Here is a 26,930-nt window from a genome sequence, read left to right on the forward strand (position 1 = left end):
TTGTTTCACACAGAGGCGCAGAGATTAATATTAAGGCGCAAAGGATTTTTTTAAGATAATAAAGATTAAAGCGAGTATTATTAAGGAATTTCATATGATTTTCCTTAATAATACTCGCTTTAATCTTTATGCTACTTAATATTAATCTCTGCGCCTCTGTGTGAAACAGCGAGCAACGCGAGCTATTTACGTTTGGTATGTTCAAATAACCATGGCATTAATCCTGGTTCTACGAATACGTTATCCCAGCTATTGTGGCCTACGCCAGGGTATTCGGTATATTTATATTCAACTCCCAGTGATTTCAGTTTGGTATCATAAGCCCTGGAAGCATCTACCGGTACTACTTTATCATCTCCTCCATGGAAGATCCAAACGGGAACTTTTTTTGCAAAGCGATCGGCAGCAGCAACATCGCCAGCTCCGCAGATTGGGAAGGCAGCAGCAAAAAGATCAGGGAATTTAGAGATCATATAGAATGTACCCATACCGCCTAGTGAGAGTCCACCGATGTAAACTTTCTTGGTATTGATTTTCTTACTATGTAACAAGCTATCCAATAATCCGCTTAACAGAGCAGTAGGTTTGGTAGGTGGTTCTTCTGCGCTAATAGCGAAGTTGATAACTTTACCTTCATTATCCCGGATAAGTTTCATTGGTGCCCAGGTAGCTTCCGAAGGGCATTGCGGAAAAATGACAATTGCAGGATAATTCTGGCGGATGTTATCTCTCAGAAACATATCACCACCATGCAGCAACTGAGCATTATTATCGGAGCCTCTTTCACCAGCACCATGCAGGAAAACTATTAATGGATATTTTTTATTGGCATCATAATTTTGAGGCAATAACATTCTATAACGTAAAGTATCACCTTTACGAATAAACGTTTTATACTCATATTGCGACAAATCCTGGCTCATAGCTGATAGTCCGGCCAATAAAAAGCAAGAGAATAATAAAAATTTCAAGTAATTCATAACGGGGTGTTTTCACCCAATATACTACCCGAAAGTTAGTATTTCAATGTAAAGTGTTGCTTTACTTTAAAATCTTTTCTAAAAAATACAAGGCCAATGAAAAAGAGGTCGATCGTATAGGTGACCTGAGGATGTTGCTGAATAGTATGCCAGGCTTCTTCCATATCCGGTGTCCAGTGGATATCATCGAAGATCAGTACGGAGTATTCATCGACATATTGGAGGCATTGAAGAAAGTAGGAAACAGTAGGCTCTTTACGGTGGTTTCCATCAATATACACCCAATCGGCCAATTGAATTTGTTTTAATACTTCTGGCAGAACGGTATCGAAATTTCCGGTGACCTGGGTTATATTATGAATATTGAGAGCCTGGAAGTTTTTTGCTGCACGTGCGGCAATATTGGGGCAGCCTTCAATGGTTGTTACCTGCGCCTGGGGGGCAGCTTTGGCCATGTAGGCAGTAGACAAACCCATTGAAGTACCCAGTTCCAAAATTCTTTTTGGTTGTAAGTATTGTATCAGCCGGAAAAAGAGTTGCCCAAACTTTGGCTGTTTTGCCGCATATCGGGTAATATCCTTCACTTTACGCTCATTGCCGGCCGACACAATAGATCCTGCACCTAAGTCGGTGACAATCAGGGTTTCATCACTTTTCAGTAATTGCTGGCGCAGTTGTTCAATTTCTTTAAATGCGGGATATTGTTTTTTATCACGCAATACCTCTTCTATGAGAGAAAAGACAAAAGGAGAATGAACATCATGTCTGTTACCTGCTGTAAAATAATACTTTAGGTATTTACCAGCTAATTGATACTGTTGTGCTAAACCCACGGACTATTTAATTTTGATAGATTTTGTTTTTATTTAAACCCCACATATGCAGGCGATGTTGCAAAGATACTCTTAACACTCCCAAACCATAGATGGCGCTCCTTTTAAAATTGATGCTGGATGCTTCATCGAAATATTTGGTTGGGCAGGTAACTTCGGCAATTTCATATCCCTTCATGAAAATCTGGCTAACCATTTCATTATCAAACACAAAGTCGTCATTATCAGCCATATAGTTAATATTTTTCAACACTTCAGCCGAAAAAACACGGTAACCGGTATGATATTCACTCAGTTTCTGGCCAATCAGCACATTCTGGGTGAATGTCAGGAAACGGTTAAAAAAGTATTTATAAAGTGGCATTCCACCCTTTAAAGCACCTTTTCCCAGAATTCTTGATCCAAAAACTACGGGATATACATCATTTGCAATAATACTACACATTGCTGTAATTAGCTTCGGAGTATATTGATAATCAGGATGTAACATTACAACAATATCGGCTCCCAATTCAAGGGCTTTATTGTAACATGACTTTTGGTTGCCTCCATATCCTTTGTTATTATCATGTCTGATAAGGTGACGAATTCCAAGTTTTCTTCCAACTTCTAAGGTTTCATCTTTACTTGCATCGTCTACTAATACTACTTCATCAACGATATCGAAAGGGATCTCCCGGAAAGTTCTTTCCAGCGTCAGAGCTGCGTTGTAGGCCGGTAATACAACCACAATCTTTTTGTTATTAAGCATTGAAAGTGGATTAATTTGGCAGCAAAGGTAGCTTTCCAGTTTAAATTTAAAAATATATCCGTTGAAAGCATTTTACAAACCACCTATCATGATTTAATTTTAACTGTTATTAATTATTTATCTTTGCGTCACGATGTTTTTGGCATCATATTTTCTTAATATTTTGTTAACAAAACAGAAAAACGACATGTTTATAAACCTACCAACGGAGATGAGGCATGGTTATGGCTTTAACAAGAAAGCCTATCAATCATTACCGTTAGTAAACATCGCTAAAAAAATGTTGTCAGCTAGTTGGATGAAAAAAGTTGTATCTACCTCATTAGTTCTATTATTTACTATCCTCGCCGCCCGGGCCCAAGATCCTGAATTGAAAAACACAACAGCACCTGTTGTTAAAACACAGGATACTACTATCAAAAAACTGATAGAAGAAGTACAGCGGATCACAGATAATGATAAACAGAACTCTAATGCTATTCAGGCCTTATTACAAGGTAAAGAGATCGATAATATAACTAAGTACGAGCTGATTAAAACCAACATTATTAATGCCAGCGAAACTTACTACTTGTTAAACAAGAAAATCATCGACTTAAAATCCCGTACTACAACCAACAACCTGGATGTATTCATCACCTCTTTGAATAACCCGGAAAGTAAAGCACTGGGATTTTCATTGAGCGATCGCATTGTGGAATTGGTTGAAAAAATCATTCTTAAAAACAAAGGCGAAAAAGGAGAGAAAAACGGAAAGATTGTTGAATCTACAAAATCGATCATCAACAGTCCTATCTTCCAAAGCTTTACTTCTTTGACACCACCATTGGCTATTGCCAATTCGGTAATGAATTTTCTGCACAGTGTGAGTGTAAACAACAAACAGATCAATCAAAAATCCTTACAGGAATTTGAGAAAGAACTGAATAAATACGTTGTGTACTACACCGCATTAAATGATGCGAATCAGAAATTTGAATACGGCCTGAATTTCAATAAGGATCAGTTGAGCCTCTTACAGGATAACCTGTTTGATCACCTTTCCTTTACTGCAACTTCATTGAAATTTCCTGCTCCACAAAGAGGAAATCAGACTTTAAGTCAAACCATGAACGACTACTTCTTCAACTTTACTAAAGAAAAAGTAGTTGATTATTTCAACCAACTTGAAGCAAAATACTCTAAAGGTGGAAAGAGAGTTGATTATGAATCCTTATTACGTGAAAATTCTTCACTGAAAGAGGTGAACAATCAACTGGAAGATCTGGTGCTTCAAACCAAGCGTTTTGAGAACCTTTACAACGAGTATTTCACCTTGCTGGACTCTTACTACACCAAAGTGAATAACTCTCTTAAAATCGCTCAGGACAATGGATTGGCAGATAAAAGTATCATCGATACAAAACAAGCCGAATTCCGCAACCTGAAAACAGAAGCGGTTGCAGAAATACAAGCATCCATCAATATCAAGGAACTTTATAATAATACAGAGAAGATTAAATATCGTTATCGTATATTCTAAATCTAATAACTTATTATAAAAGAGGTGGAATCAGGTTGTTATAAAAAACCTAATTCCACCTCTTTCTATTTGAAAAGGCGGTGGCAATAGATTTTATTTATACCTTTGCTGAGACCAATTAATGTGAGATGACCACTGTTCAATTAGAGTATATCGTTGCAGTAGATACCTACAGAAGTTTTGTAGTTGCGGCTGAAAAGTGTTTTGTGACCCAGCCAACATTGAGCATGCAAATACAGAAGCTAGAAGATGAATTAGGTATAAAGCTGTTCGACAGAAGTAAGTTGCCGGTTGTTCCTACAGAAATAGGGGTGGCAGTTGTAGCTCAGGCACGTATCATCCTTAAGGAAAATGCCCGCATTAAGGAAATTATTGCAGACCAGAAGAAAGAGGTACAGGGAAATCTGAAAGTTGGTATCATTCCTACTCTCGCACCATATTTACTACCAAGAATCCTGACCGGATTCATGAAAAAATATCCAAAAGTAAAGCTGGAAGTCTGGGAATTTCCCACCGAACAGATTATGCAGCAATTGAAACAGGAATTGCTGGATTGTGGTTTACTGGCTACTCCCCTTCATAATCCCCATCTGGAAGAACATCCGCTCTTTTATGAATCGTTTGTAGTATATACCTCTAAAACCAATCCACTTTATGAGAAGAAGGTGGTAAAAGCAGAGGAACTTGAAATAAAAGATGTATGGTTACTCAATGAAGGCCATTGTATGCGCAATCAGGTACTTAATATCTGTAAGGATAAATTTACAATGGGAGATAACAGAAACCTCGAATACAATACTGGTAGCGTAGAAACGCTTAAAAGAATGGTAGATCTGAATGAAGGATATACTATTCTGCCTGAATTATCTTTACAAGACCTGAGTCCTAAACAACTTAATATGGTGCGCTACTTCAGGGCACCAGAGCCGGTAAGGGAGATTAGCCTGGTAACACACAGGCACTTTATTAAGCAGGCCTTAATTGAGGCTTTTAGTAAGGAAATACTCTTACACGTACCTGAAAAAATGAGAGCTCAGAAGAATAAGAAAGTAATTGAAATTCTGGCTGAGTAGCTCGCGATGCTCGCTTGTTTCTCGCAGAGAAGCATAAGAAGCAAAGAGGCATAAGAATTAAAGCGAATGTTTTTAAGAATTGCTGAAAAGTTTTTATTATAAATAGAAACCAATCATACGTTCTTAAAAACATTCGCTTTAATTATTATGCCTCTTAATATTAATCTCTGCTTCTCTGCGAGAAACAAGCGAGCATCGCGAGCTTTACGCTTTACCGGCAGGTTTGTAATATTTCATTGCCTCAGGCATTAATTTTTGCAGCTCAGCAATTCTGGTTGCATCGCTAGGGTGAGTGCTGAGGAACTCCGGAGGTTTCTGACCAGTGCTCATACTTGCCATACGCTGCCAGAAAGGCACTGCTTCCTGTGGATTGTAGCCTGCCATGGCCATAAAAATAAGACCCAGGTGATCGGCTTCCAACTCATCTTTACGGGAATAAGCCAGTAAAGCAACATTGCTACCAACACCAAAAGCCTGATTAAATATGTTAACAGCAGTAGGATTTTTGTTAAGTGCCACAGCACCAGCCATCTGAATACCTTGTGCTACTAAGCCCTGGCTCATACGTTCGTTACCGTGACGGGCAATTGCGTGTGCAATTTCATGGCCCATAACTGTTGCCAATGCAGTTTCATTCTGGGTTACAGGCAAAATACCGGTATATACCACCACTTTACCACCAGGCATACACCAGGCGTTTACTTCCTTGCTGTCTACCAGGTTAAATTCCCAGTTGTAGCTGGCAATTTCTTTTCCCATTCCATTATCATTCATGTATTTGGTAACGGCAGCGGCAATACGTTGGCCAACTCTTTTAACCATCTCTGCATCTTTACTGGATGCCTGAGCAACTACCTTATTTTCAGAAAGAAAGCTCTGGTATTGCGTTAAAGCCATGGATTGCATGGTGCTTTCAGGAACCAGATTCAGTTGGCTACGACCAGTTATAGGTACACGGGAGCAAGCAGCCAAACCAACTCCTGCAGCAAAGAATAATAAATACTTTTTCATGGGAAAATCAAATTTATAAGTAGCGATAAAACGCCAAAAAGCACGAAGCAAAAAGCATGCACATTTTTGTGGCTATGGCTTTTTACTTCGTGCTTTTTGCGATATCTATAACTTAATGTTTATCTTTTTTGTTTTTGAATAACGGTACTTTGCTTTCTACCCCTTTCAACAAACGGCCAATATTCTTTTGATGTGTTAATACCACCATTAATGCTACAGCAATTGCGAATATCCGATAGAAGATCTCAGGCTCATTAAAAATAAACAAAATCAACACAGGGAATGCAATACTTGCAATAATTGAGCTGAGAGAAACATATCTTGTAAGGAATAAAATCATCAGAAAAACTCCTACACAACAAAGTGCTACCAATGGCTGAATGGCCAGCACTAATCCAAATAATGTTGCAATGCCTTTACCTCCTCTGAAATTTGCCCAGATAGGAAAAATATGTCCAACAACGGCAACCAGACCTAATCCGATTTGCAGATTCACTAATTGAGTAAGATGTTCCGGATCGGTATAATAAGGAAGTAAATACGATAATCTAACAGCCAATACGCCTTTAAGCATATCAACTGCCATTACAAAAGTGCCAGCTTTAGGACCCAATACCCTGAAAGTATTGGTGGCGCCTGCATTACCACTACCATACTCCCTGATATCCAAACCAAACACCCCTTTACTTACCCATACAGCTGTAGGAACTGAACCTATAAAATAGGCCCCAATAAGCAATAAAACTTCTATCATTACAACAAGTTAGAACGCTAAGATAACAAATTCTATGTTAAAATATATAGAATATTGGAATTGACAGTAACACAAAAGTTGGATAATCAATAGCTTTCATATTCAACTTTACAGTATTACGATTATTTTGTTTCAAATTGAAGAGCTAACCAATTGTCTTTCTCTATTTTATGAGTCAATTGTAGCCCAACTGCTGCGGCAGCTTCTGTAATCTGAGGCTCGTCGGTTGTTAGAATGCCACTTAACAATAATTGCCCATTTTCTGCAAGAATTCGCTTCATTTCTCCCATAAACTGTAATAAAATATTACAATTTATGTTTGCCAAAATGATATCATAGGTTGAAGAAATATCAGTGAGCGTATCTGCCTGCCAAACCTTGGTTTTAGTCATGCCATTGGCTTCGATATTCTCCCTGGTATTGTTTACCGCCCATTCATCGTAATCAATTGCATCAATTACAGATGCACCCATCATTTCAGCAAGAATAGCCAGTATACCCGTTCCCGTGCCAAAATCAAAAACCCGCTTTCCTTTTACAGGCAAGGTTTCCATTAGTCTGATCATCGAAGAGGTAGTAGCATGGTGGCCAGTACCAAAAGCCATCTTAGGTGTGATTACAATTTCATAATCAGGCTTTGGATTAAATGCATCATGAAATTCGGCTCTGATCCCACAGAAATCGTCTACCAATACTGGTTGAAAATTGCTCTCCCAAACTGCGTTCCAGTTCACAGGCTGAATAATCTCTTTCGTATAGGTGATACCGTGAGGAGCCAATATATCGTTTAATGCTTCTTCCTGTAAATCGTCTGCTGGTATATAAGCAATCAGTTTTTGCTCCTGCTCTTCGAACCCTTCAAATCCAATCTCTGATAATTGTGCAATCAACAGGTCGGTGAGTGTATCATTTACCTGTATTGTAATGGCGATGTGTGACATATGCGGCAAATATATAGAATTGCTATTACAGCAGTGCAAAGGATTTCAAAATGATATTAATATGAAAATATTATATTTGAATAATAATTAATACACAAAACCTATGAAAACACTGCTCCTAGCTTTAACCATTGCAGTAACAAGTGTATCTGCTCATGCGCAGATTATTAAAATGAAACCTGTTTTAGAACCAATTGCCGATTCAATTATTTATCAGACTGAGAATGTGATGCTGGTATTTGATCGAAAGGAGTTAGCCGACTATATGAATAATATGGATACTGTGCTGAAGAACGGCAAGTTTGATAATAGGATCATCGGTAGTGTGCAGCTTTCACGGCTCGACAGAAATGAAATGGCCAACCATTTTCTGAAAGCTTATTGTTACCTGGAAGATTCAACGAATAAAGACTTCAGTTATAGCACCGGCAGAATGAATATGTTATGGGCAGAAGATGGAGGTATAGAGCTTCCTTATGTAGAAATACTACTGCCGGATTTACTGGCTGATGGCAGGGTTAGAATAACTGAAAGAAGCAGCAAGGCCTATCAGGCCTCCTATCGTATGATAGCAGAACCTGTAAATGGTACTAACTTCAGAACTTATCGTTTGAATAATGGTAAGGAAGTTTTCCGGGAAAGTACCTATAGAGCGGAGCAATTGACGAGGAGGTAATTGCTCGCAAAGAAGGTAAGTTTTTTGGAGAGGCAAAGGGATTAATAATATTTTCATTTGTCATTTATAAACAAGGAAGGTTAGTTTTTTGGAGAGGCAAAGGGATTAATAATATTTTCAAGTTTGTCTTATATAAACAAGGAAGGTTAGTTTTTTGGAGAGGCAAAGGGATTAATAATATTTTCAAGTTTGTCTTATATAAACAAGGAAGGTATGTTTTGGGAGAGGCAAAGGGATTAATAATATTTTCAAGTTTGTCTTATATAAACAAGGAAGGTTAGTTTTTTGGAGAGGCAAAGGGATTAATAATATTTTCAAGTTTGTCTTATATAAACAAGGAAGGTATGTTTTGGGAGAGGCAAAGGGAAAAACTTATGCCCCTCCAAAAAACTTACCTTCTTTGCGTGAAAAAGGGCTGACCAATTGGCCAGCCCCCGTTTTATTTTAATTCCAGTTATCCGGTTACTCATCGAAAGTTGGTTCCATTGGCTTTTCGTTCGAGTTGTCGCTATTTCTGTTGAAATCACGTCTTTCGCCACGGAAACCATCACCACCACCACGTCTGTCGTCTCTTGGTCCACGTCTGTCATCTCTTGGGCCGCGTCTGTCATCTCTTGGTCCACGATCCCCGCGATCACCACGATCTGGTCTTTCTTCTCTTTCTACGTATCCTTCTGGTTTAGGCATTAACACTTTACGGCTCAGTTTAAACTTACCGGTTTTAGGGTCAGTACCTGTTAATTTTACTTTTACTTTTTCGCCTTCAGAAAGCACTCCTTCCATTGTATCCAGGCGTTTCCAGGATACTTCAGAGATGTGGAGTAAGCCTTGTTTGCCTGGCATGAATTCTACGAATGCACCATAAGGCATGATGGATTTAACGATAGATTCATAGACTTCTCCTACTTCAGGAACAGCTATAATACCTTTCACCCATGCTAAAGCTCTTTCCAGGCCATCTTTCTGTGCGGAGAAGATGCTTACTTCGCCGGTTTCACCAACTTCTTCGATGTTGATAGTAGTACCGGTTTCGCGTTGAATTTCCTGAATGATTTTACCACCTGGTCCGATCACTGCACCGATAAATTCGCGGTCGATGATCAGTTTTTCCATGCGAGGAGCATGTGGTTTAGGTTCTGGACGGGCAGCAGGAACTGCATCGTACATGGCATTGATGATGTGTAAACGACCATTTTTAGCCTGAGCTAAAGCGGCGCGCATTACATCCATGCTTAAACCATCAACCTTAATATCCATTTGGATACCGCAAACACCGTCGCGGGTACCAGTTACTTTAAAGTCCATATCCCCCAGGTGATCTTCATCGCCCAGGATGTCGGTCAATACAGCCCATTTGCCATCAGCAGAACGGGAGATCAGACCCATTGCCACACCGGAAACGTGTTTAGGCAGTGGAACCCCGGCATCCATTAATGCGAGAGATCCGGCACAAACGGTAGCCATAGAGGAAGAACCGTTAGATTCCAGAATATCGGATACAACTCTTACGGTGTAAGGATATTCAGATCCTGGCATCATTTGTTTCAGGGAACGCATAGCAAGGTTACCGTGTCCTACTTCTCTACGTCCGGGGCCTCTCATCATTTTCACCTCACCGGTAGAGAATGGAGGGAAGTTATAATGGAGGATGAATTTAGTATAGTTAGATGTTGCAGCGCTTTCGATCAGCAACTCATCTTCAGGAGTACCGAGTGTTACGGTGGTTAAAGACTGAGTTTCACCACGGGTAAACAAGGCAGAGCCGTGAGGAGACGGTAAAATGTCGGTTTCCATGGCGAGAGGGCGTACCTGATCTAAGCTACGACCATCGAGACGAACGGATTCGTCGAGGATCATATTACGGATCACATCTTTTTCGAGATCGTGCAGGTAACCTTTCACCAATGGTTGATCTTCTTCTGGTAATTCGCCCAGATGAGTAACCAGTTCTGTACCGATTGCAGCAAAAGCATCGCTTCTATCGTGTTTAGACAGAGCGCCTTTAGCAACCTGGTAAATTTTATCTTTAGCGAAAGCAGAAATTTTAGCTTTCAGTTCGTCGTTTTGATAAGGGAGAGTGAACTCACGTTTAGCGGTAATGCCTTTGAGGTCGCGGAGTTCTTCCTGAGCTTTCACCTGCACACGAATCGCAGCGTGAGCTGCCTCGATAGCCTGGATCAGATCCTCTTCCTGGCATTCTTTACTTTCACCTTCCACCATCATGATGTTCTTTTCAGTAGCACCAATGATGAAGTCCATATCCGCAGTTGCTAAATCGGTACGATTAGGGTTGATTACATATTTACCACCAATGCGGGCAACGCGCACTTCGGAAATGATTTCCTGAATTGGAACGTCAGAAACTGCGAGAGCAGCAGAAGCAGCAAGACAAGCCAGGGCATCAGGCATTACTTCCGGATCGGAAGAGATGAGAGAAACCAAAACTTGAACTTCGCATAAATAGTTATCGGGGAACAGGGGGCGTAGTGCTCGGTCGATCAATCTTGAAATCAGTACCTCGTAATCGGATAAGCGGCCTTCGCGTTTGAAGAAAGATCCAGGGATACGGCCGGCGGAAGCAAATTTTTCCTGATAGTCAACTGTGAGGGGGAAGAAAGACTGTCCTGGTTTGGGTTCTTTGGCAGCTACCACTGTAGCCAGCAATATTGCATTCCCTAAACGTACCGTAACGGCACCATCGGCCTGGCGGGCCAATTTGCCGGTTTCGATAGTCACCATACGACCGTCTCCTATATCGAATGTCACTGAAATAGGTGTCAGATTCATAATAAAGTGAGGATTAAGAATAACATTCTTCTAAGACAAAGAAGAATAATAAAAGGTATACATACAAAAAAACTATTCCCAACATATAAGTTGGGAATAGCGCTATAATTAAGTCGTGGTTATTTCCTGATACCTAACTTCTCAATAAGAGCACGGTAGCCTGTGAGGTTAGTTCTAGATAAATAAGAAAGTAAACGCTTTCTCTGACCAACCATTTTCATAAGACCACGGTGAGTAGAAAAATCTTTTTTGTTTGCTTTCAGGTGACCAGAAATGCTGTTGATACGCTCAGTCAGCAGCGCTATTTGTGCTTCTACAGAGCCTGTATTTTTTTCGCTTCCACCAAATTCCTTAAAAATATTGGCTTTCTTTTCAACAGTTAAGTAAGACATCTTTAATAATAATAAGTAATATAATGTTTTTTGTCGCTATTTTTCCAGGTGCAAAGGTAATTTAAAAAATAGGAAATACCAATTAACCTGTAAGAATAATAAATAGCTAACAATTTAATATGTTAATTTCTATTTTTCAACTCTTATGAAGAGAAGTTCAAAGCAGCATTATCTGTAACATGCCCATTTTCTGTACGCAGTACCCTTGATGGGAATTTCTGCAGTACAATGTAATCATGAGTCGCCATCACAATTGCAGTACCTTCCCGGCAAATACGGAACAACAACTGCATAATACCATCTGAGGTTTCCGGATCCAGGTTTCCTGTCGGCTCATCTGCCAGGATCAGACGGGGTGAATTTAGCATTGCACGGGCAATATCTACCCGCTGCTGCTCACCTCCCGATAACTCGTATGGCATCTTAAACCCTTTGGTTCCCAACCCTACCTTATCTAATACATCCGTGATTTTATTCTCCATCTCCTTAGGGTCCTGCCAGCCAGTTGCCCTTAAGGCAAACTTTAAATTATCGTGTACATTACGATCTGTCAGCAATTGAAAATCCTGGAAAACTACTCCCAGATTCCTACGCAAATACGGTACCTTCTTCCAGTCCATCTTCTTCAAATCAAAACCTACCACCTGCCCCGAACCTTCTGTTAAGGGCAAATCTCCATAAAGCGTCTTTAACAAACTGGATTTACCAGTTCCCGTTTTGCCAATCAAATACACAAACTCTCCCTTGTTTACCGTAATGTTTACTTCCGATAAAATCAAAGAATTCCCCTGATATATACTGGCATTAGTTAATTGGATGATAGGTTGTTCAGGCGTCATGTCCTTTCTTTTTTACAATCTGTTGCGAACAAAAATAACTAATTAAAAAATAACTCATTGTGATAATCTCAATCATCAACCTATAAATTAATCAACTAAAAAAATAGTTGTTAAACTAAATATTTAGTTATACTTTTAAATCAGAAACTAAAAACATGAAACAACTTACCAAAGCCGAAGAACAAATCATGCAGGCACTATGGGAAACAGGCCCCGCTTTCGTGAAAGACATTATAGATATAATGCCTGAACCCAAGCCACACTATAATACCGTTTCCACCCTCATTAAAATCCTCATGGAAAAAGGATTTGTTGATTTTAAAGCCTTTGGAAAATCTCATCAGTATTTTCCCATCATTTCTAAAGATGCTTACAGCCACAAAACAGTCAACAACCTCGTTAAAGGATACTTTGAAGGGTCGTTCAGTAACCTGGTTTCCTTCTTCGTAAAGGAAAAAGAGCTAAGTGTAAATGAACTGGAAGAACTGGTAAAAAAAATCAAGGACGCTCAAAATAAATAGACTATGACTCCTGTTGCTATCTATCTGGCCAAACTATTCCTCTGCTCCGGAATATTATACGGGTATTATCATATTGCCCTCCGTAATAACAAGTTTCACCATTGGAACAGGTTTTATCTTATTGGTATCACTGTATTGTCTATCATCCTTCCACTTATTAATATACCAATAACCGGAAAAAGTGAACAGTCCCAGTTGCTTTACTATACCGCCAATATGTTTACAGCAACAGGTACTCCAACTATCCACCCTGCTCCTTCCGCCATTAATCTGAGCAGTATTTTATTAGCTATTTATATAATCGTTGCCTTTATACTATTAACAAGATTAATATTTTCCTTATCAAAGCTACTTCGGCTGGTTAAGAGAAGTAAGATCTTTGATATCCCTCCATATCATCTTGTTGAGAATGAAATTATCAGAACTCCGTTCTCTTTCTTTTCCTACATTTTCTGGGATACAACTCCAATTGATAGTCTTAAAGGGCAACAAATTCTTCGTCATGAATTAGTACATATTCAGGAAAAACACAGCAGTGATAAGCTTTTCATGGAAATTATCACTTCCATCGGCTGGCTTAATCCCTTCTTTTTTCTGATCAAAAGAGAATTGATATTAATCCATGAATTCCTGGCAGATAAAAAAGCAGCCGGAAAAGAAGTAGGTAGCTATGCCGAAACCATTCTACAGGCAGCCTTTCAAACCAACCAATTTAAAATCACAAATAACTTCTTTCAATCACCTATCAAACGCAGAATCCTTATGCTCACAAGATTCCACCACCCAAGATTCAGCTACATGCGCAGAATTCTTGTACTGCCGCTTAGCGCCTTTATTTTTTGCTCCCTGGCATTTGTAGTAGATAATCGTTCTACTCATCAGGAACCAACCATAGAGATTTCAACACCCGTTTCTACTCCGGCTCCTGTTAGAACAGCAATTGCAGCGCCGGCACCAATTAAAACAAGCAAGCCTTACCAGGAAGAAGTTCATACCAAGGTAGACGAACTACCTACTTTTAAAGGCGGCGAGACAGCCTTAATGAACTACTTATCTAAAAACGTAAGGTATCCAAGAGAGGCTCAGGAAAAGAATCAGCAGGGTACAGTATTCATCCAGTTTAATGTAGGTAAAGATGGTAGCTTATCAAATATTAAATCAACTGGTAATAATCCTAGTACCAGCCTTACAGCAGAAGCTATACGCGTTATTAAAGCCATGCCAAACTGGGAACCCGCTAAAATCAAGCATCAGCCGGTATTAGCTCAAATGACTCTCCCAATCAGGTTTACATTACAGGAAGATTCATCACCTGCCAAAGAGAAACACAATGAACTCTTTACAATAGTAACCAATCCACCTCAATATCCTGGTGGAGAAGCAGCATTGGCAAAATTCTTAAGCAAGCATATCAAATTTCCTAAAGCAGCCCAGGATGCAAAAGTATCAGCTACTGTGTTTATTGATTTCATTATTGATACAGAAGGAAATATTTCAGATGTTAAACCCACTGGGGTAGTAAAGGGATATGGATTAGAAGAAGAAGCGATCAGGGTAATAAAAGAAATGCCTAAATGGATCCCTGGCAAACAGAACGACCGTGTAGTGAATGTAGCCTATTCATTGCCGATCCGTTTCAATGCTGTATTATAATAACAAGCTAAATAGATAAACAAAGGGCGGGATCTCCCGCCCTTTATTGTAATTACTTATATTCAAAAGTTCCGGCAGGAGCTTTTACAGTTACCTGCTTTTCAGCCGCTGCTTCCACTCTACCAATAATCTGTGCATCGATATTAAAGCTCTTGGAGATATTGATGATTTCTTCTGCAATTTCAGCAGGTACATATAACTCCATCCTATGACCCATGTTAAATACCTGGTACATTTCTTTCCATGGTGTACCTGATTGCTCCTGAATCAGCGTAAACAAAGGAGGAACAGGGAAAAGGTTATCCTTGATTACATGCAGTTTCTCGATAAAATGCAGGACTTTCGTTTGTGCGCCACCGCTACAATGCACCATACCATGAATCTGAGGGCGGAACTGTTCCAGCACTTTTTTAATTACCGGAGCATAGGTACGGGTTGGAGATAAAACCAACTTTCCTGCATCTACCTGTCCAAATCCCGGGATATCGATCTTATCGGTCAATGATTTTTTACCGCTAAAGATTAATTCATACGGAATATTAGGATCGAAGCTTTCCGGATATTTCTCAGCGATAGCTTTGCTAAACACATCATGTCTGGCACTGGTAAGGCCATTGCTACCCATACCGCCGTTATAGGAACTTTCGTAGGTAGCCTGCCCATAGGAAGCCAAACCTACTACAACATCCCCCGCCTGAATGCGATCGTTGGAGATAACGTCACTGCGTTTCATACGGCAGGTAACAGTAGAATCGACGATGATTGTTCTTACCAGGTCGCCTACATCTGCAGTTTCACCGCCGGTAGAGTAAATACTGATACCGTGGCTGCGAAGCTCGGCCAGGATTTCTTCTGTACCGTTGATAATCGCTGCGATCACCTCCCCTGGCAATAATTGCTTATTACGCCCGATGGTAGATGATAATAGGATATTATCAGTAGCGCCTACACACAGTAGGTCGTCCATGTTCATAATAATGGCGTCCTGTGCGATTCCTTTCCAAACGCTGAGGTCGCCTGTTTCTTTCCAATAAACATAAGCCAGCGACGATTTAGTGCCGGCACCGTCGGCATGCATAATATTGCACCATTGTTCATCACCGCCCAAAATATCGGGAACGATTTTACAGAATGCTTTAGGGAAAAGCCCTTTATCAATATTCTTTATGGCATTATGCACATCTTCTTTACCTGCAGAAACACCGCGTTTGGCGTAAATATTATTATCCACTGGGAATGAAATATAAATATGTAAATAAAAAAATAACTGAATTCCGATGTTCTTCAGGCTGCAAAAGTAACAGATTCCGTGCAGATTGGTTAGATTTGCACGGCGTTTTTGTTAGTTATTGAATTATATGCAGGTTCACAGGGACTTAGATCAATTACCAGAATTTCATAATGCCGTTATTACAATCGGCACTTTTGACGGAGTACATGCTGGTCACCGTTTCATTATAGAGCAGCTTCAGCAGGCTGCCAGGCAATGCGGTGGCGAGACTGTGATTATTACCTTCGACCCGCATCCCCGGGAGGTTTTACAACCCAAACCCAATAATATCCGGTTACTAACAACCCTTCCCGAGAAAATTGCCCTTTTGAAGCAAGCAGGTATCAACCACCTGGTGGTTGTTCCATTCACCAAGGCATTTTCGGAGATGCCAGCCATCAGCTACCTGGAAGACTTCCTTATAAAACGTTTCCGCCCCCATACTATTATTATTGGCTATGACCACCGTTTTGGCCATAACCGGGAAGGTGGATTGGAACTCCTGGAAAAAGAACAACAACAATACGGGTTTCAGCTGATTGAAATCCCTAAACAAATCGTTCATGACCTTACAGTTAGTTCCACCAAAATCAGGAACAGCCTTCATGAAGGAAGCGTGAAACTTGCCAATGAACTATTGGGATATACCTATTTTCTGAGCGGAACCGTTACCCATGGCGACAAAATGGGCAGACAACTTGGCTACCCTACCGCTAATCTGCAACTTACCGATGATAGAAAACTTATTCCGGCCGAAGGAATCTATGCCGTGCTGGCCTCCATTAATGGTGGTACGCCTTTACCAGCAGTAATGAGCATAGGCAACCGTCCTACCTTCAATGGAACAGACCTGCGACTCGAAGTACATATCTTCAATTTCAATGAAGACATCTATGATCAGGAAGTAAACGTTTCATTTATCGATTATATCCGTCCGAACAAAAAATTTGATGCGATAGATGCATTGATCCAGCAAATGGATAAAGATTCGGCAGAAGCTAAAAGGATCATATCGGAGATGTGACTTTTAAAATAAATTTGTATTTATTTTTTACTTGCTTTAGCTTTGTACCTCTCTCACTTTACTTTTAATAAAGTACCTTAATCGTATTCGCATTGTTTGTTTTTTATTACTGAATAATTTTAACCACTATGACTAGAGTAATCATAATAAGTCCTGAAAATAAAAAAGCAATAGCATTTTTAGAGAAAATAAGAGCTCATAAGCAAGAGCTTAAAAAGAAAATGCGGGAAAGCCCTTTACTCCAAAATCTTCGTAATAAGGTTTCAAATAAATAATAAGATAAGGCCCCAAATATTGATTGAAAAATGATTATTCCTTACGAGGTTAAAGAAGACTTCATTGAGGGTCAGTATATCTTTGCTTTTAGTTCAATACATTGTGAATACTATGTTTATTTCGAGCCTCTGAAGACACTGTTAGAGGATGGTGTTTCTGTTTTGTATTATTTAGAGCAAAATGGATACTTTTTTGGATTCGCATCTTACGATGAGGAAGAATATGTTTTGAAAAAAAAGGAAAGACCATTCGAAATAGATAAAAGAATAGCTACAACAATATGTAATATCATAAGAACATTCTTTAAGAGATTCAGCACTGTTGTATTGATATATTACTGTGATCCTATTGACAATAAACAAGCGTCAAGACATCGCCTATTTAAAAAATGGGATGAAATTTATTGTAGTGATTTAATTGCATATCGAATTGATACAATGCTTAGAGTAGAGGATGATATGCATTTTCTTGGATGTTTTGCTTTTTGTTCGGAAGGTGAAACAGATATTGTTAAGGAACAATTTTTTAAATTTGCAGAATTAAAAGTTCCAGAGGATAAACGCTCGCAAAAAGTCTGAGAAATTACATTTACTACCAATAGTATCTAAATAAAATATTTCCTCTTCTCAAATCTTTTCCCCCAACAACTCCAACTCTTCTCTTTTAAATGCGGCCTTCTTTAATCTGTATGCGAGATAATAAAAGAGAATACAGAGCACAGAACAAACAATCCCCGCTGGGATTGGAATTGATTGTTCTTTTTCATCCATTACCAATGGCCCGTAAATGAAATGATGGAAGCCCAATATTCCATACAACAGAGCAATTGTTCCAACCAATATGAATAATGTGGAAGTGGCAATTTTAAAAGCTCCACGCTTTGCTCCTGGAATCTCAAAAAACTTTTTTCCTGTATTCAACATTCTTATGCCTAATCTGGCAAAGCAAAAAAGACTAATAAATGATACTGATAAAAAACCTACCATGGCAAGTGATCCAGCAAAATTATATCCTGGTAAAAATACAATCTTCCAGAATGAATCTTTACTAAAAAAGAGCAAAAAATCCACAACCCAATAGGCCGACATTAAAGTGATAATAAAACAGGCAACAGCCCAGATCCGATTGGTTAAAGTATTTTCTTTCATAATAATAATCAAACTAACTCTCCCAGGAATTCAGACTTTTGCTTTTTAAAAGCTGACCCTCTTAATTTATAAGCAAGAAAAAACAGGTAAAAACACAAAGAAATTAATAATAGTGAAACAAAGAAATCTGTCTGCCAATTTTCACTGAAAGTATACTCTCCATTTATATGAAAACTATGGTCATAAATAATCAGTACCCCCGACATCAAAATCAACAGACCTAAAAGCATCAGTAAAATGGAGCCTGAAATTTTGAGCGGCCCTCTTTTTGCCTGAGGATATTCAAAGTACTTTCTTTCGGTATCTAACATTCTAATACCCAGCCTACCAAATCCAAAAGTTCCAATAGAAGTAATGGCTAACTGTCCTAATGTAATAATTTCTCCATATGAACGCACGTTTAGATTATTTATATAATACCATACTGAATAAAATACGTTTACATAAAAAGTAAAGTACATCATAAATAGAATTGCAATACCGAAAAAAAATATTGCTTTAGCAAGTTGGGATAAACTTCGTTTACTCATAATATGGAACTGATTTGGTTTTAAGGTTAGATGGTTTCTCCCAGGAATTCATTCTTCTCATTTATAAAAGCCGATTTTCTCAACCTATAAGCCAGGTAAAAAAAGAGAGTGCTCATACAAAGGAATAATAAAGAATAAAAGGAATCTACACTTAAATTCTTATTACCCTTTATTAAGGGTAATACAATATATTCATCAATAACCCAGATACTTAATAAAAGCCCTGTTGTGCCAAAGATTACAAATAGAATAGAACCGGCAATTTTAAGTGGACCACGATTTGCATCAGGTAATTCAAAGAATTTCTTCCTTGTATTAAGCATTCTTATTCCCAGTCTGGCAAACCCAAAGAAGCCAATAAAGGTTATAGTTAAATAATTTAGTCTACCAGTTATTACTGCTAAATCTGAAGTTCGGAATTCAGATCTTTGATAATATAGGACTGAGAAAAAAATCAAATAATGAATAAAGTAATAAGCTGAGATGGAGGCTAATATGAAACTAATTATTATCCAGATATTGCGGGAAAGACTTCTAATTTTCATAGGATAATTATTGTAGTTTTTAGATGGTTTCACCAAGAAAATCTGTTTCTTCTTTTATAAATGCAGATTTCTTTAACCTGTATGCAGGCCAGTGTACCAATACTCCTATTATTATAAAAAGGGCGAATATTACAATTGTCCAAATTTTATGTGATGTAATTTGCCTGGTCATCGATATTAAATTATTTCCCCAAGAAATTCCACATCCTCTGTCTTAAATAAAGACTTCTTCCATTTCTGTGCCAACCAAACTATTACAGCTCCTACGCCAATAAGTACAACAAAGAGTGTAATTCTTATTGCATTTGCTTCATAGTCAGAGTAAACTTTATATATCACAGCTATACTAAAGCATACTAACAGTGTGCCTATCGTAGTCAGAAAAATTGATGCAAGCAATTTCGCCGGGCCATAAGTAACACTGGGAAAAGCAAAGAATTTCTTTCCGGAACCAAGCATTCTGATACCTGCCCGGATGAAGCTAAAAAGTGCAACCAATACACCAGGGATTATTATAGCAGAACCCATAATACTTTGCTGTCGTGCTACCGCACTAAATCTGTCCTCAAGAATCTTTTGAGATACTTCTTCAGGACCAAGAGTCATATAAAAAAATGTTTCTATGAACAAATAGGCCATAAAAGCACAAAACAGGGCTGAGATAAAACATATGATAGCCCAGAGAGGATAAGATTTCTTTTGCATAAGTATTAAAATAATTTACCCAAAAACGAGATTCGTTTTTTATTAAAATCAGACTACTGACAAAAAACAGATTGACATCCAGCTATTATCAAAAATCTTTTTATTGATTCTCATAATTGGCTCATATAGTTTCTCCCATAAACTCTGTTGTTGTTATACTTTTCAATGCCGATCTTCTTAATATAAATGCCAGTCGAGCTGCCATTAATGAAAAGCCAAACATCACCAATAAAATACCAGCTATCGTTATTGTTCCTGCCTGTTCAAGTAGTTTCCTATCTATTCCAAATACTGTCAACCCTCCAATTATAATAACAAATAAAAAAATCCCCGCAATGCAGGAAACCAATATAGATGCTGCTAATTGCAGAGGAGCATATTTTGCAGTTGGAGTTTCAAAAAATTTCCGCCTGGTATTCAGCATTCTTATACCTAGCCTTGTGAATCCGAAAAGTACAAATGAGTTTAATAATAAAGGGGCAATTGTTTGTATAAAAATTTTGCCAAAAGCAGTTGCTACTGGCATTGCAGAATTGCTTTCGTCTGATAATGTGATCAGGTGATAAACAATTGAACACAGCATCCAGGCTGCAATACAGAAACTAACGATGGCCCAGGCTGCGTGGGATTTGTTCATACTTTTCATAGGTAATAAATCTATCATTTAGTTATTCAATGCCGCTCTTTTCTGCCTTGAGTTTAACCATAAAACAACCAGGGCTAATGCCAAGCAAAAAATAAGAGGTCAGATAATTTCTCCCAAAAATTCTGTTGTTGGTTTTTCAAAAGCACTGGCTCTTCTTTTGTAAGCTAACCAAAGTTGGGCTCCTCCGACTAGCGTAATAAAGACTGTTCTAACAAGAATTTCTATCACTTTAGGTGAACTACCTGGTGTTAAAAAAATTGACTTAATGGCCGAATATATTCCTGTCAGTAACAGTAAGGTGCCTGTCATAGAAAGGATAATAGACAGGAATAATTTAAAAACACCATTCTTAGCTCCCGGCATTTCAAAAAACTTATACCGGGTATTTAGCATTCTGATTCCTAACCGTGCAAAACTGAAGCTACCAATCAAACATCCCAAGATCATTCCCCATATCGGTAAGTTAAATAGTTCCTCCGAATTGACTGGTAGGCTATCCTCTACTACTTTCTCGGCTGCTACGAATCCAAGGGCAACAAGAAAGAGGGTGAATGCGCAGGCTATCAGCAGGAAAATAATTGCCAGCAGAATATGGGATACTTTTCTTGTATTCATAGATAGTCGGGAAATTAGGGTATTATCGTTAATTCATAATCTTATACATTAACTCTTTAAGCAGTTCACCATCTTCTACACCACTGTCGTTAATTCCTATGCTTCTCAAATTATATTGATGTAATAATAAGATAGCTTTTTCTGTGCCTTCTGGTCCATACTGCCGGGCAGCCTGCATATAATCCTTTACAAAGAAGGGATGCACACCTAAAGCGGAGGCCACTTCCTTTTCGTTGCCTTTAACACTGTAGATCAGGTTTACTTTGGCAAAGAAATTATACAGAGCTGGCAGTGTCATTTGTATTGGAGCTGCCTTAGGGTTAGCAGCAAAGTAAGAAATTATCTTATAAACTTTAGTAGTATCTCGTAGTCCTACTGCATTCTGTAGTTCAAAAACATTGTATTCTTTGCTGATGCCTACATACTTTTCGATGTCTCCTTCATCAATTTTCTTTTGGGCGGGCAGATTTACCAGCAACTTATCGATTTCGTTGGCGATTCGGGAAAGGTCGTTACCTATATGGTCTACCAGGAGGATAGCAGCCTTTTGGGTAATAGCCAATCCCTGGCTGCTTACATAAGCTTCGGCCCAGTTAGGGAGTTGATTATCATATAGTTTCTTGGTAGAGAGAAGTACTCCTTTTTCTTTTATGAGTTTGGCCAGCTTACTTCTTCCATCAATTTTCCCCTGTTTATGGGCTACAACGAAAATGGTAGAAGAAAGGGGGTTATCGATATAGGTTTCAAGCTTAAGGAGATCGCGCATGGCCTGTGCTTCTTTCAGTACTACCACTTGTTTTTCGGCAAACATGGGATATCTGCGGCAAGCGTTGATAACGGTTGTCCAGTCGGTATCTTTGCCGTACAGGACGGTCAGATTGAAACCACGTTCTGCTTCGGGGAGCAGTTGGTGTTCTGCATACGCTGTTACCTGGTCTATAAAGAAATCTTCTTCTCCTTCCAGCCAGTATAATGATTTAAATTTCTGCTGTTTCCAATCTTTAATAATATCCTGATAATCCATGTAGCTTATTTAACTATAACAATATCTTGCTCTTGTAAGATAGGTAACTGTTTGAATTTCATTAGCAACTGAGCTACTGCCACTACATCTTTCTGGCAATAGGTTACGATTCGCTGTAAATCTTTTTCTTCCCAATATACCTTACCTACCATGCTGCCATCTATATCATCTTTAGGGGTGGCGATACCCATTACTGCAGTGAGCAATTTCAGGGAGATATAGTATCTGTTATCGCCAAACCGCCATAGATGGAGGGTATCCAGCATTGGCACTTCCCAGGGTTTAAAACCGTGAAGTTGTAAAGGTTGGGGCAAAGATAAATTATGAATTACAGAACGCCTGCAAATAAATGGAATATCGAATTCCCTGATATTATGGCCGGCAAACTGGAATCGCTGATGTTTTGAATGGAATTTATTGATAAGCTCCAGAAACTCTTTCAGCAGTTCTTTTTCATCATCTCCATAAAAAGATTTCAATCGAAGCTGATAACGATTGTTATCTACACTAAAGAAACCTACTGATATGCAAACGATTTTTCCGAATTCGGCATATATCCCAGCCTTGTCAAACCACGCTGTTTCATCGTTTCCTGAAACTGGCAAAGTTTTTGCGTTTTTGTCACGCCAGAGCTGCTGCATATCGTCCGAACAAAGTTCCAGTGTTGGTGTAGCCGGAGTTGTTTCTATGTCCAACAATAATAATTGATCTAACGCAATATTTGGAAGCACGATTGAATGACGTTTTTATGCTATTATAAAATAAGAATATTATAAGTACTTTTGAATAACAATTTTTAACCATATAACAACTAAACATAAAACTCACAACTATGACGGAGAACACTTTTAACACACCTGCACCGGGATCACCCGGACCAGAAAAACCGCGTAGCCGGAATGGGCTAATTTACGGCATTTTGATCGCAGCATTAGCAGGTACCTGGATATATATGTTGTATGACAAGAATAAATCCAGCGAGCAAATCACTCAAAAAAATGTTCAGATAGATTCTATCGCTTCCTCACGCGATGCCCTACAACAAGAGTATAACGCAGCCAACGCCCGTTTGGATGATTTGATTTCTCAAAATACCAGAATGGACAGTCTTGTTAAAACCAAAGACAAGGAAATTCAGGATATGAAAGCCAGAATCTCCAGTATTCTGAGCAACAAAAATGCAACTCAGGCACAACTGGCAGAAGCCCGCAGATTGATTGAACAACTGAAGACGAATATCGAAGGGTATCAACAAACAATTGAAAGACTGGAAGGAGAAAAGATTGTATTGGCGGGAGAAAGGGATATAGCCAGAAAAGAGCGTGATTCAGTGGGTGTTGTAAAGGATAGTCTGGGTAAGAAGGTAGACCTGGCGTCTGTACTTCATGCATCCAACATTCATCTGATGCCTATAAAGGTAAAACATAATGGCAAAGAGGTTGAAACTACCAAAGCAAAACGTGCAGATATGATGCGTGTAACATTCGACCTGGATGACAATCGTGTAGCTCCAACAGGTGATAAAGAAATTTATGTTGCGATTTCTGCTCCTGATGGAACTCCTCTGGCTGTAGAAGCATTGGGCTCAGGACGTTTCACTTTGGAAGATGGTACAGAAAAACTCTATACTGCCAAGAAAACAGTTCCTTATGTTACTGGTCAGAAAGTTCCTGTAACAATGGATTGGAAACAAAATTCAGACTTCAAACCAGGTGATTATTCAGTTGAAATTTATCACAATGGTTATAAAATCGGACAGGGTAATGTAACCTTGAAGAAAGGTGGTTTATTCTAATTCAGAGAGTAACTAACATTAGTAATATAACGAAGGGGGGTAAAGACTAGTCTTTGCCCCCCTTCGTTTTTTCATGCATTTTATGTGGAATTATGGCTTGAAAGAGGCGATAGGCAAGGTTTTCTTGATGTTTTTTTCGCGATTATGATTTGTTAATGATTAGTTATTGATAAAAATATATATATAAAAATAAAATTAAATTAACGTTCTTTGCTACCACAAATGATAGCCGGAGGCCACAGAGTACCCAGACCAATACTGAAAAGAAATAGAATGTGACAACAAAGTCAATTTTGGCATTTAACCCGTTAAGAAAATGAATCATATGAAGGTAGTATTGTAAGCTACTATTATCATTTTTTGACCGGATTAACAGCACGCGATTTTATTACTGTCTTGTTCTAAAGTGTACCTTCTGTTATTCCAGGATCTGATATGAAGCCCAATTAAAACTGAAGCATGGAAGACTTGAACAAAATTGTGTACGTTGTTGATGATGATGAGATATTTCATTTCATTATCACAAAGATGCTAAGACAGCAAAGCGACCACCTGACAGTCACCTCTTTCCTTTGTGCAGAAGAGGCATTGGAGAAGTTATCCAGTGACCCGCAGCCCCAATTGCCAGCGCTAATTATTCTTGATATGAATATGCAGCGAATGAATGGATGGGATTTTATTGAAGCCTATCGCGGGCTTAAAACCTCTTTAAAAAATACGATTCCAATAATCATGTGTTCGTCCTCTGTGGATGTTCGGGATATACAGAAAGTGCAACAAATTCCGGAACTCATGGGCTACATTACAAAGCCTCTGGATAAGAATAAGCTCAAGGTAATCGAGGAATATCTATAATACTTCAACTCTTTATTAAACTAAAAAAGCAGAGGGTGTACCAAATTGGATACACCCTCTGCTTTTCTTGTAATACCTGAATATATTATGCTGGTACTGCAGTACCGTACATTTCTTCTCTAAGTGCTTTCACTCTCTCATCTGCCAGGTACTCGTCGAATGTCATCATTCTATCGATGATACCCTTAGGAGTAATTTCGATGATACGATTAGCTACTGATTGCATGAAGGTATGGTCATGTGTTGTAAACAGTACGATACCTTTATAATTGATCATGCTTTCGTTGAAAGACTGAATAGATTCCAGATCGAGGTGGTTGGTAGGTTCGTCGAGGATCAGAACATTCGGATCCTGTAACATCATACGGCTGATCATACAGCGTACTTTCTCACCCCCACTCAATACAGCAGTTTTCTTCATGATCTCATCTCCACCGAAGAGCATCTTGCCTAAAAATCCGCGCAGGAATGGCTCATCTACATCGGTAACGTGAGAAGGAACATACTGACGTAACCAATCTAACAGGTTAAGATTTTTATCTGTAAAGAAAGCAGCATTATCGTTTGGCAGATAGGCGCTGGTTACAGTGGTACCCCATTCAATTTTGCCACTATCTGCCTGTGCTTCGTTGTTAATTACTTCAAAGAAGGTAGTTAATGCCAAATGGTCTTTAGACAGGAATGCGATTTTATCACCTTTATTTACAGAAAAAGTTACATCTGTAAACAGTTTACGACCTTCTATTGATTTTTCGAGCTTTTCAACATTCAGGATCTGGTTACCAACTTCACGTTGTTGTTTGAAGATGATACCTGGATACTTACGGTTTGAAGGCTGAATATCTTCGATAACCAATTTTTCCAATGCTTTCTTACGGGAAGTAGCTTGTTTACTTTTGGAAGCGTTAGCACTAAAGCGGGCGATGAAGTCCATCAGGTCTTTACGCTTATCTTCCATCTTCTTGTTCTTATCGGCGATCTGGCGGGCCATCAATTGAGAAGACTCGTACCAGAAGGAATAGTTACCTGAGAAGATCTGGATTTTTGCACGGTCAACGTCTGCAACGTGCGTACAAACAGCATCCAAAAAGTGACGGTCGTGGGATACAACGATAACGATGTTTTCGTAATCGGCCAGGAAGTTTTCTAGCCAGCCAATAGTTTCCACATCCAGGTCATTCGTCGGCTCATCCAACAGGAGGATATCGGGGTTTCCGAAGAGCGCCTGTGCCAATAACACACGCACTTTTAAGCTACCGGCAATATCTTTCATTAATACGCCATGAATCTCTTCTTTTACGCCCAAATCACCCAATAGTACACCAGCATCGCTTTCGGCAGTATAACCACCCATCTCACCATATTCACCTTCCAACTCACCGGCACGGATTCCATCTTCCTCAGTAAAATCTTCTTTGGCATAGATAGCATCTCTTTCGTTAGCTATTTCCCAAAGTTTTTTATTTCCCATCAATACGGCATTCAGTACCGTAACTTCATCAAATTCAAAGTGGTTTTGCTTCAGCACGCTCATACGCTCACCTGGAGTGATCTCAACCGTACCTTTATTTGGTTCAATTTCGCCAGATAATATCTTCAGGAATGTTGACTTTCCCGCTCCATTAGCCCCAATTACGCCATAACAGTTTCCTTTGGTGAAATTGAGGTTTACTTCGTCAAACAATACTCTCTTACCAAAAGAGAGCGTTACGTTTTTAACACTGATCATGCTTACTGTGTAAATTTTGAAGGGGCAAAGGTACT

29 protein-coding genes are annotated in these 26,930 nt (G+C 38.9%); 10 read left to right on the top strand and 19 right to left on the bottom strand.

Features of this window, described 5'->3' with window-relative positions; translation table 11 throughout:
- Positions 1-182 precede the first annotated feature (182 nt).
- Genes DVR12_RS21905 through DVR12_RS21915 form a run of 3 tightly spaced genes read right to left on the bottom strand, consistent with a single transcriptional unit; the run spans position 183 to position 2,564 of the window.
- Positions 183-980, bottom strand: a complete 798-nt coding sequence (locus DVR12_RS21905) for a carboxylesterase family protein (protein WP_199417173.1) — start codon at positions 978-980, stop codon at positions 183-185.
- Positions 981-1,015: 35 nt separating this feature from the next.
- Entirely contained in the window at positions 1,016-1,813 is a 798-nt protein-coding gene (locus DVR12_RS21910; RefSeq protein WP_116977942.1) for an O-methyltransferase, read from the bottom strand.
- 7 nt (positions 1,814-1,820) lie between these two features.
- Positions 1,821-2,564, bottom strand: a complete 744-nt coding sequence (locus DVR12_RS21915; protein WP_116977943.1) for a glycosyltransferase family 2 protein — start codon at positions 2,562-2,564, stop codon at positions 1,821-1,823.
- Between the two features lie 187 nt (positions 2,565-2,751).
- On the opposite strand from DVR12_RS21915, the gene DVR12_RS21920 reads away from it, so the two are divergent.
- Positions 2,752-4,086, top strand: coding sequence for a hypothetical protein (locus DVR12_RS21920; RefSeq protein WP_147323513.1), 1,335 nt, complete (start codon positions 2,752-2,754; stop codon positions 4,084-4,086).
- Positions 4,087-4,214: 128 nt separating this feature from the next.
- Positions 4,215-5,159: a hydrogen peroxide-inducible genes activator gene (locus DVR12_RS21925; protein WP_116977945.1), complete on the top strand. Its 945-nt coding sequence runs from the start codon at positions 4,215-4,217 to the stop codon at positions 5,157-5,159.
- A gap of 204 nt (positions 5,160-5,363) precedes the next feature.
- Here DVR12_RS21925 and DVR12_RS21930 read toward each other — a convergent pair whose 3' ends face one another.
- From DVR12_RS21930 to prmA, 3 genes are all read right to left on the bottom strand, one after another.
- The gene (locus DVR12_RS21930) at positions 5,364-6,170 is read right to left on the bottom strand and encodes a M48 family metallopeptidase (RefSeq protein WP_116977946.1); all 807 of its coding nucleotides are present in this window, start codon (positions 6,168-6,170) and stop codon (positions 5,364-5,366) included.
- A gap of 112 nt (positions 6,171-6,282) precedes the next feature.
- Entirely contained in the window at positions 6,283-6,924 is a 642-nt protein-coding gene (gene plsY / locus DVR12_RS21935) for a glycerol-3-phosphate 1-O-acyltransferase PlsY (protein WP_116977947.1), read from the bottom strand.
- Between the two features lie 122 nt (positions 6,925-7,046).
- Positions 7,047-7,865, bottom strand: coding sequence for a 50S ribosomal protein L11 methyltransferase (gene prmA, locus DVR12_RS21940; RefSeq protein WP_116977948.1), 819 nt, complete (start codon positions 7,863-7,865; stop codon positions 7,047-7,049).
- A 103-nt stretch (positions 7,866-7,968) separates the two neighbouring features.
- Here prmA and DVR12_RS21945 point away from each other — a divergent pair, with 103 nt between their 5' ends.
- On the top strand, positions 7,969-8,541 hold the full coding sequence (locus DVR12_RS21945; RefSeq protein WP_116977949.1) for a hypothetical protein: 573 nt from the start codon (positions 7,969-7,971) through the stop codon (positions 8,539-8,541).
- Positions 8,542-9,003: 462 nt separating this feature from the next.
- Here the strand turns inward: DVR12_RS21945 and DVR12_RS21950 are convergent, their stop codons facing one another.
- The 3 genes from DVR12_RS21950 to DVR12_RS21960 all read right to left on the bottom strand — a co-directional run bounded on the left by DVR12_RS21950 (position 9,004) and on the right by DVR12_RS21960 (position 12,559).
- Complete coding sequence (locus tag DVR12_RS21950) at positions 9,004-11,328, bottom strand: polyribonucleotide nucleotidyltransferase (RefSeq protein WP_116977950.1); 2,325 nt, start codon at positions 11,326-11,328, stop codon at positions 9,004-9,006.
- A 119-nt stretch (positions 11,329-11,447) separates the two neighbouring features.
- Entirely contained in the window at positions 11,448-11,720 is a 273-nt protein-coding gene (rpsO, locus tag DVR12_RS21955) for a 30S ribosomal protein S15 (RefSeq protein ID WP_116977951.1), read from the bottom strand.
- Between the two features lie 143 nt (positions 11,721-11,863).
- The gene (locus DVR12_RS21960; RefSeq protein WP_116977952.1) at positions 11,864-12,559 is read right to left on the bottom strand and encodes a cell division ATP-binding protein FtsE; all 696 of its coding nucleotides are present in this window, start codon (positions 12,557-12,559) and stop codon (positions 11,864-11,866) included.
- A gap of 155 nt (positions 12,560-12,714) precedes the next feature.
- Here DVR12_RS21960 and DVR12_RS21965 point away from each other — a divergent pair, with 155 nt between their 5' ends.
- The gene (locus DVR12_RS21965) at positions 12,715-13,080 is read left to right on the top strand and encodes a BlaI/MecI/CopY family transcriptional regulator (RefSeq protein ID WP_116977953.1); all 366 of its coding nucleotides are present in this window, start codon (positions 12,715-12,717) and stop codon (positions 13,078-13,080) included.
- Between the two features lie 3 nt (positions 13,081-13,083).
- Positions 13,084-14,733 carry a M56 family metallopeptidase gene (locus tag DVR12_RS21970; RefSeq protein WP_116977954.1) on the top strand — a complete coding sequence of 550 codons (1,650 nt, stop codon included), beginning with the start codon at positions 13,084-13,086 and terminating at the stop codon, positions 14,731-14,733.
- 52 nt (positions 14,734-14,785) lie between these two features.
- On the opposite strand, the gene DVR12_RS21975 is transcribed toward DVR12_RS21970, so the two are convergent.
- Complete coding sequence (locus tag DVR12_RS21975) at positions 14,786-15,964, bottom strand: AIR synthase related protein (protein ID WP_116977955.1); 1,179 nt, start codon at positions 15,962-15,964, stop codon at positions 14,786-14,788.
- Positions 15,965-16,091: 127 nt separating this feature from the next.
- Between DVR12_RS21975 and DVR12_RS21980 the strand changes: the two genes are divergently transcribed.
- The 3 genes from DVR12_RS21980 to DVR12_RS21985 all read left to right on the top strand — a co-directional run bounded on the left by DVR12_RS21980 (position 16,092) and on the right by DVR12_RS21985 (position 17,881).
- Positions 16,092-17,027 carry a bifunctional riboflavin kinase/FAD synthetase gene (locus DVR12_RS21980; RefSeq protein WP_116977956.1) on the top strand — a complete coding sequence of 312 codons (936 nt, stop codon included), beginning with the start codon at positions 16,092-16,094 and terminating at the stop codon, positions 17,025-17,027.
- A gap of 128 nt (positions 17,028-17,155) precedes the next feature.
- A complete protein-coding gene (locus DVR12_RS27650) occupies positions 17,156-17,302 on the top strand; it encodes a hypothetical protein (RefSeq protein ID WP_158563335.1) in 147 nt (48 codons plus the stop codon).
- A gap of 30 nt (positions 17,303-17,332) precedes the next feature.
- Positions 17,333-17,881 carry a DUF6169 family protein gene (locus DVR12_RS21985; RefSeq protein ID WP_116977957.1) on the top strand — a complete coding sequence of 183 codons (549 nt, stop codon included), beginning with the start codon at positions 17,333-17,335 and terminating at the stop codon, positions 17,879-17,881.
- A 48-nt stretch (positions 17,882-17,929) separates the two neighbouring features.
- On the opposite strand, the gene DVR12_RS21990 is transcribed toward DVR12_RS21985, so the two are convergent.
- From DVR12_RS21990 to DVR12_RS22025, 8 genes are all read right to left on the bottom strand, one after another.
- Positions 17,930-18,451 (bottom strand): hypothetical protein, encoded by a 522-nt coding sequence (locus tag DVR12_RS21990; protein WP_147323514.1) that lies wholly within the window; start codon positions 18,449-18,451, stop codon positions 17,930-17,932.
- An 8-nt stretch (positions 18,452-18,459) separates the two neighbouring features.
- Positions 18,460-18,981, bottom strand: coding sequence for a hypothetical protein (locus tag DVR12_RS21995; RefSeq protein WP_116977959.1), 522 nt, complete (start codon positions 18,979-18,981; stop codon positions 18,460-18,462).
- A 26-nt stretch (positions 18,982-19,007) separates the two neighbouring features.
- Positions 19,008-19,304 (bottom strand): hypothetical protein, encoded by a 297-nt coding sequence (locus DVR12_RS27505; protein ID WP_147323515.1) that lies wholly within the window; start codon positions 19,302-19,304, stop codon positions 19,008-19,010.
- Between the two features lie 399 nt (positions 19,305-19,703).
- Positions 19,704-20,231: a hypothetical protein gene (locus tag DVR12_RS22005; protein ID WP_116977961.1), complete on the bottom strand. Its 528-nt coding sequence runs from the start codon at positions 20,229-20,231 to the stop codon at positions 19,704-19,706.
- Between the two features lie 121 nt (positions 20,232-20,352).
- The gene (locus DVR12_RS22010) at positions 20,353-20,868 is read right to left on the bottom strand and encodes a hypothetical protein (RefSeq protein ID WP_147323516.1); all 516 of its coding nucleotides are present in this window, start codon (positions 20,866-20,868) and stop codon (positions 20,353-20,355) included.
- 108 nt (positions 20,869-20,976) lie between these two features.
- On the bottom strand, positions 20,977-21,492 hold the full coding sequence (locus tag DVR12_RS22015; protein WP_116977963.1) for a hypothetical protein: 516 nt from the start codon (positions 21,490-21,492) through the stop codon (positions 20,977-20,979).
- Between the two features lie 28 nt (positions 21,493-21,520).
- Positions 21,521-22,516, bottom strand: a complete 996-nt coding sequence (gene holA / locus DVR12_RS22020; protein WP_116977964.1) for a DNA polymerase III subunit delta — start codon at positions 22,514-22,516, stop codon at positions 21,521-21,523.
- 5 nt (positions 22,517-22,521) lie between these two features.
- Entirely contained in the window at positions 22,522-23,247 is a 726-nt protein-coding gene (locus tag DVR12_RS22025) for a ribonuclease H-like domain-containing protein (RefSeq protein ID WP_116977965.1), read from the bottom strand.
- A gap of 101 nt (positions 23,248-23,348) precedes the next feature.
- On the opposite strand from DVR12_RS22025, the gene DVR12_RS22030 reads away from it, so the two are divergent.
- Together DVR12_RS22030 and DVR12_RS22035 are read left to right on the top strand one after the other, a co-directional pair.
- Entirely contained in the window at positions 23,349-24,311 is a 963-nt protein-coding gene (locus DVR12_RS22030) for a hypothetical protein (protein WP_116977966.1), read from the top strand.
- A 459-nt stretch (positions 24,312-24,770) separates the two neighbouring features.
- Positions 24,771-25,166, top strand: a complete 396-nt coding sequence (locus DVR12_RS22035; RefSeq protein WP_116977967.1) for a response regulator — start codon at positions 24,771-24,773, stop codon at positions 25,164-25,166.
- Positions 25,167-25,251: 85 nt separating this feature from the next.
- Here DVR12_RS22035 and DVR12_RS22040 read toward each other — a convergent pair whose 3' ends face one another.
- Positions 25,252-26,895, bottom strand: a complete 1,644-nt coding sequence (locus tag DVR12_RS22040) for an ABC-F family ATP-binding cassette domain-containing protein (protein WP_116977968.1) — start codon at positions 26,893-26,895, stop codon at positions 25,252-25,254.
- Between the last annotated feature and the right edge of the window lie 35 nt (positions 26,896-26,930).

Origin of the sequence: Chitinophaga silvatica, assembly GCF_003419895.1 — a bacterium.
GTDB lineage: Bacteria > Bacteroidota > Bacteroidia > Chitinophagales > Chitinophagaceae > Chitinophaga > Chitinophaga silvatica.

Excerpts from the sequence above, each read along its gene's own strand:
- DVR12_RS27650 (WP_158563335.1), top strand. The coding sequence starts at position 17,156 with ATGACTAGAGTAATCATAATAAGTCCTGAAAATAAAAAAGCAATAGCA.
- DVR12_RS22035 (WP_116977967.1), top strand. The coding sequence starts at position 24,771 with ATGGAAGACTTGAACAAAATTGTGTACGTTGTTGATGATGATGAGATA.
- DVR12_RS21965 (WP_116977953.1), top strand. The coding sequence starts at position 12,715 with ATGAAACAACTTACCAAAGCCGAAGAACAAATCATGCAGGCACTATGG.
- DVR12_RS27505 (WP_147323515.1), bottom strand. The coding sequence starts at position 19,304 with ATGCTTAATACAAGGAAGAAATTCTTTGAATTACCTGATGCAAATCGT.
- DVR12_RS21905 (WP_199417173.1), bottom strand. The coding sequence starts at position 980 with ATGAATTACTTGAAATTTTTATTATTCTCTTGCTTTTTATTGGCCGGA.
- DVR12_RS21990 (WP_147323514.1), bottom strand. The coding sequence starts at position 18,451 with ATGAAAGAAAATACTTTAACCAATCGGATCTGGGCTGTTGCCTGTTTT.
- plsY (WP_116977947.1), bottom strand. The coding sequence starts at position 6,924 with ATGATAGAAGTTTTATTGCTTATTGGGGCCTATTTTATAGGTTCAGTT.
- DVR12_RS21995 (WP_116977959.1), bottom strand. The coding sequence starts at position 18,981 with ATGAGTAAACGAAGTTTATCCCAACTTGCTAAAGCAATATTTTTTTTC.
- DVR12_RS22030 (WP_116977966.1), top strand. The coding sequence starts at position 23,349 with ATGACGGAGAACACTTTTAACACACCTGCACCGGGATCACCCGGACCA.
- DVR12_RS21960 (WP_116977952.1), bottom strand. The coding sequence starts at position 12,559 with ATGACGCCTGAACAACCTATCATCCAATTAACTAATGCCAGTATATAT.
- DVR12_RS22010 (WP_147323516.1), bottom strand. The coding sequence starts at position 20,868 with ATGAACAAATCCCACGCAGCCTGGGCCATCGTTAGTTTCTGTATTGCA.
- DVR12_RS22005 (WP_116977961.1), bottom strand. The coding sequence starts at position 20,231 with ATGCAAAAGAAATCTTATCCTCTCTGGGCTATCATATGTTTTATCTCA.
- DVR12_RS21930 (WP_116977946.1), bottom strand. The coding sequence starts at position 6,170 with ATGAAAAAGTATTTATTATTCTTTGCTGCAGGAGTTGGTTTGGCTGCT.
- DVR12_RS21985 (WP_116977957.1), top strand. The coding sequence starts at position 17,333 with ATGATTATTCCTTACGAGGTTAAAGAAGACTTCATTGAGGGTCAGTAT.
- DVR12_RS21925 (WP_116977945.1), top strand. The coding sequence starts at position 4,215 with ATGACCACTGTTCAATTAGAGTATATCGTTGCAGTAGATACCTACAGA.
- DVR12_RS21980 (WP_116977956.1), top strand. The coding sequence starts at position 16,092 with ATGCAGGTTCACAGGGACTTAGATCAATTACCAGAATTTCATAATGCC.
- DVR12_RS22015 (WP_116977963.1), bottom strand. The coding sequence starts at position 21,492 with ATGAATACAAGAAAAGTATCCCATATTCTGCTGGCAATTATTTTCCTG.
- DVR12_RS21970 (WP_116977954.1), top strand. The coding sequence starts at position 13,084 with ATGACTCCTGTTGCTATCTATCTGGCCAAACTATTCCTCTGCTCCGGA.
- prmA (WP_116977948.1), bottom strand. The coding sequence starts at position 7,865 with ATGTCACACATCGCCATTACAATACAGGTAAATGATACACTCACCGAC.
- DVR12_RS21945 (WP_116977949.1), top strand. The coding sequence starts at position 7,969 with ATGAAAACACTGCTCCTAGCTTTAACCATTGCAGTAACAAGTGTATCT.
- DVR12_RS22040 (WP_116977968.1), bottom strand. The coding sequence starts at position 26,895 with ATGATCAGTGTTAAAAACGTAACGCTCTCTTTTGGTAAGAGAGTATTG.
- DVR12_RS21920 (WP_147323513.1), top strand. The coding sequence starts at position 2,752 with ATGTTTATAAACCTACCAACGGAGATGAGGCATGGTTATGGCTTTAAC.
- holA (WP_116977964.1), bottom strand. The coding sequence starts at position 22,516 with ATGGATTATCAGGATATTATTAAAGATTGGAAACAGCAGAAATTTAAA.
- DVR12_RS21915 (WP_116977943.1), bottom strand. The coding sequence starts at position 2,564 with ATGCTTAATAACAAAAAGATTGTGGTTGTATTACCGGCCTACAACGCA.
- DVR12_RS21950 (WP_116977950.1), bottom strand. The coding sequence starts at position 11,328 with ATGAATCTGACACCTATTTCAGTGACATTCGATATAGGAGACGGTCGT.
- rpsO (WP_116977951.1), bottom strand. The coding sequence starts at position 11,720 with ATGTCTTACTTAACTGTTGAAAAGAAAGCCAATATTTTTAAGGAATTT.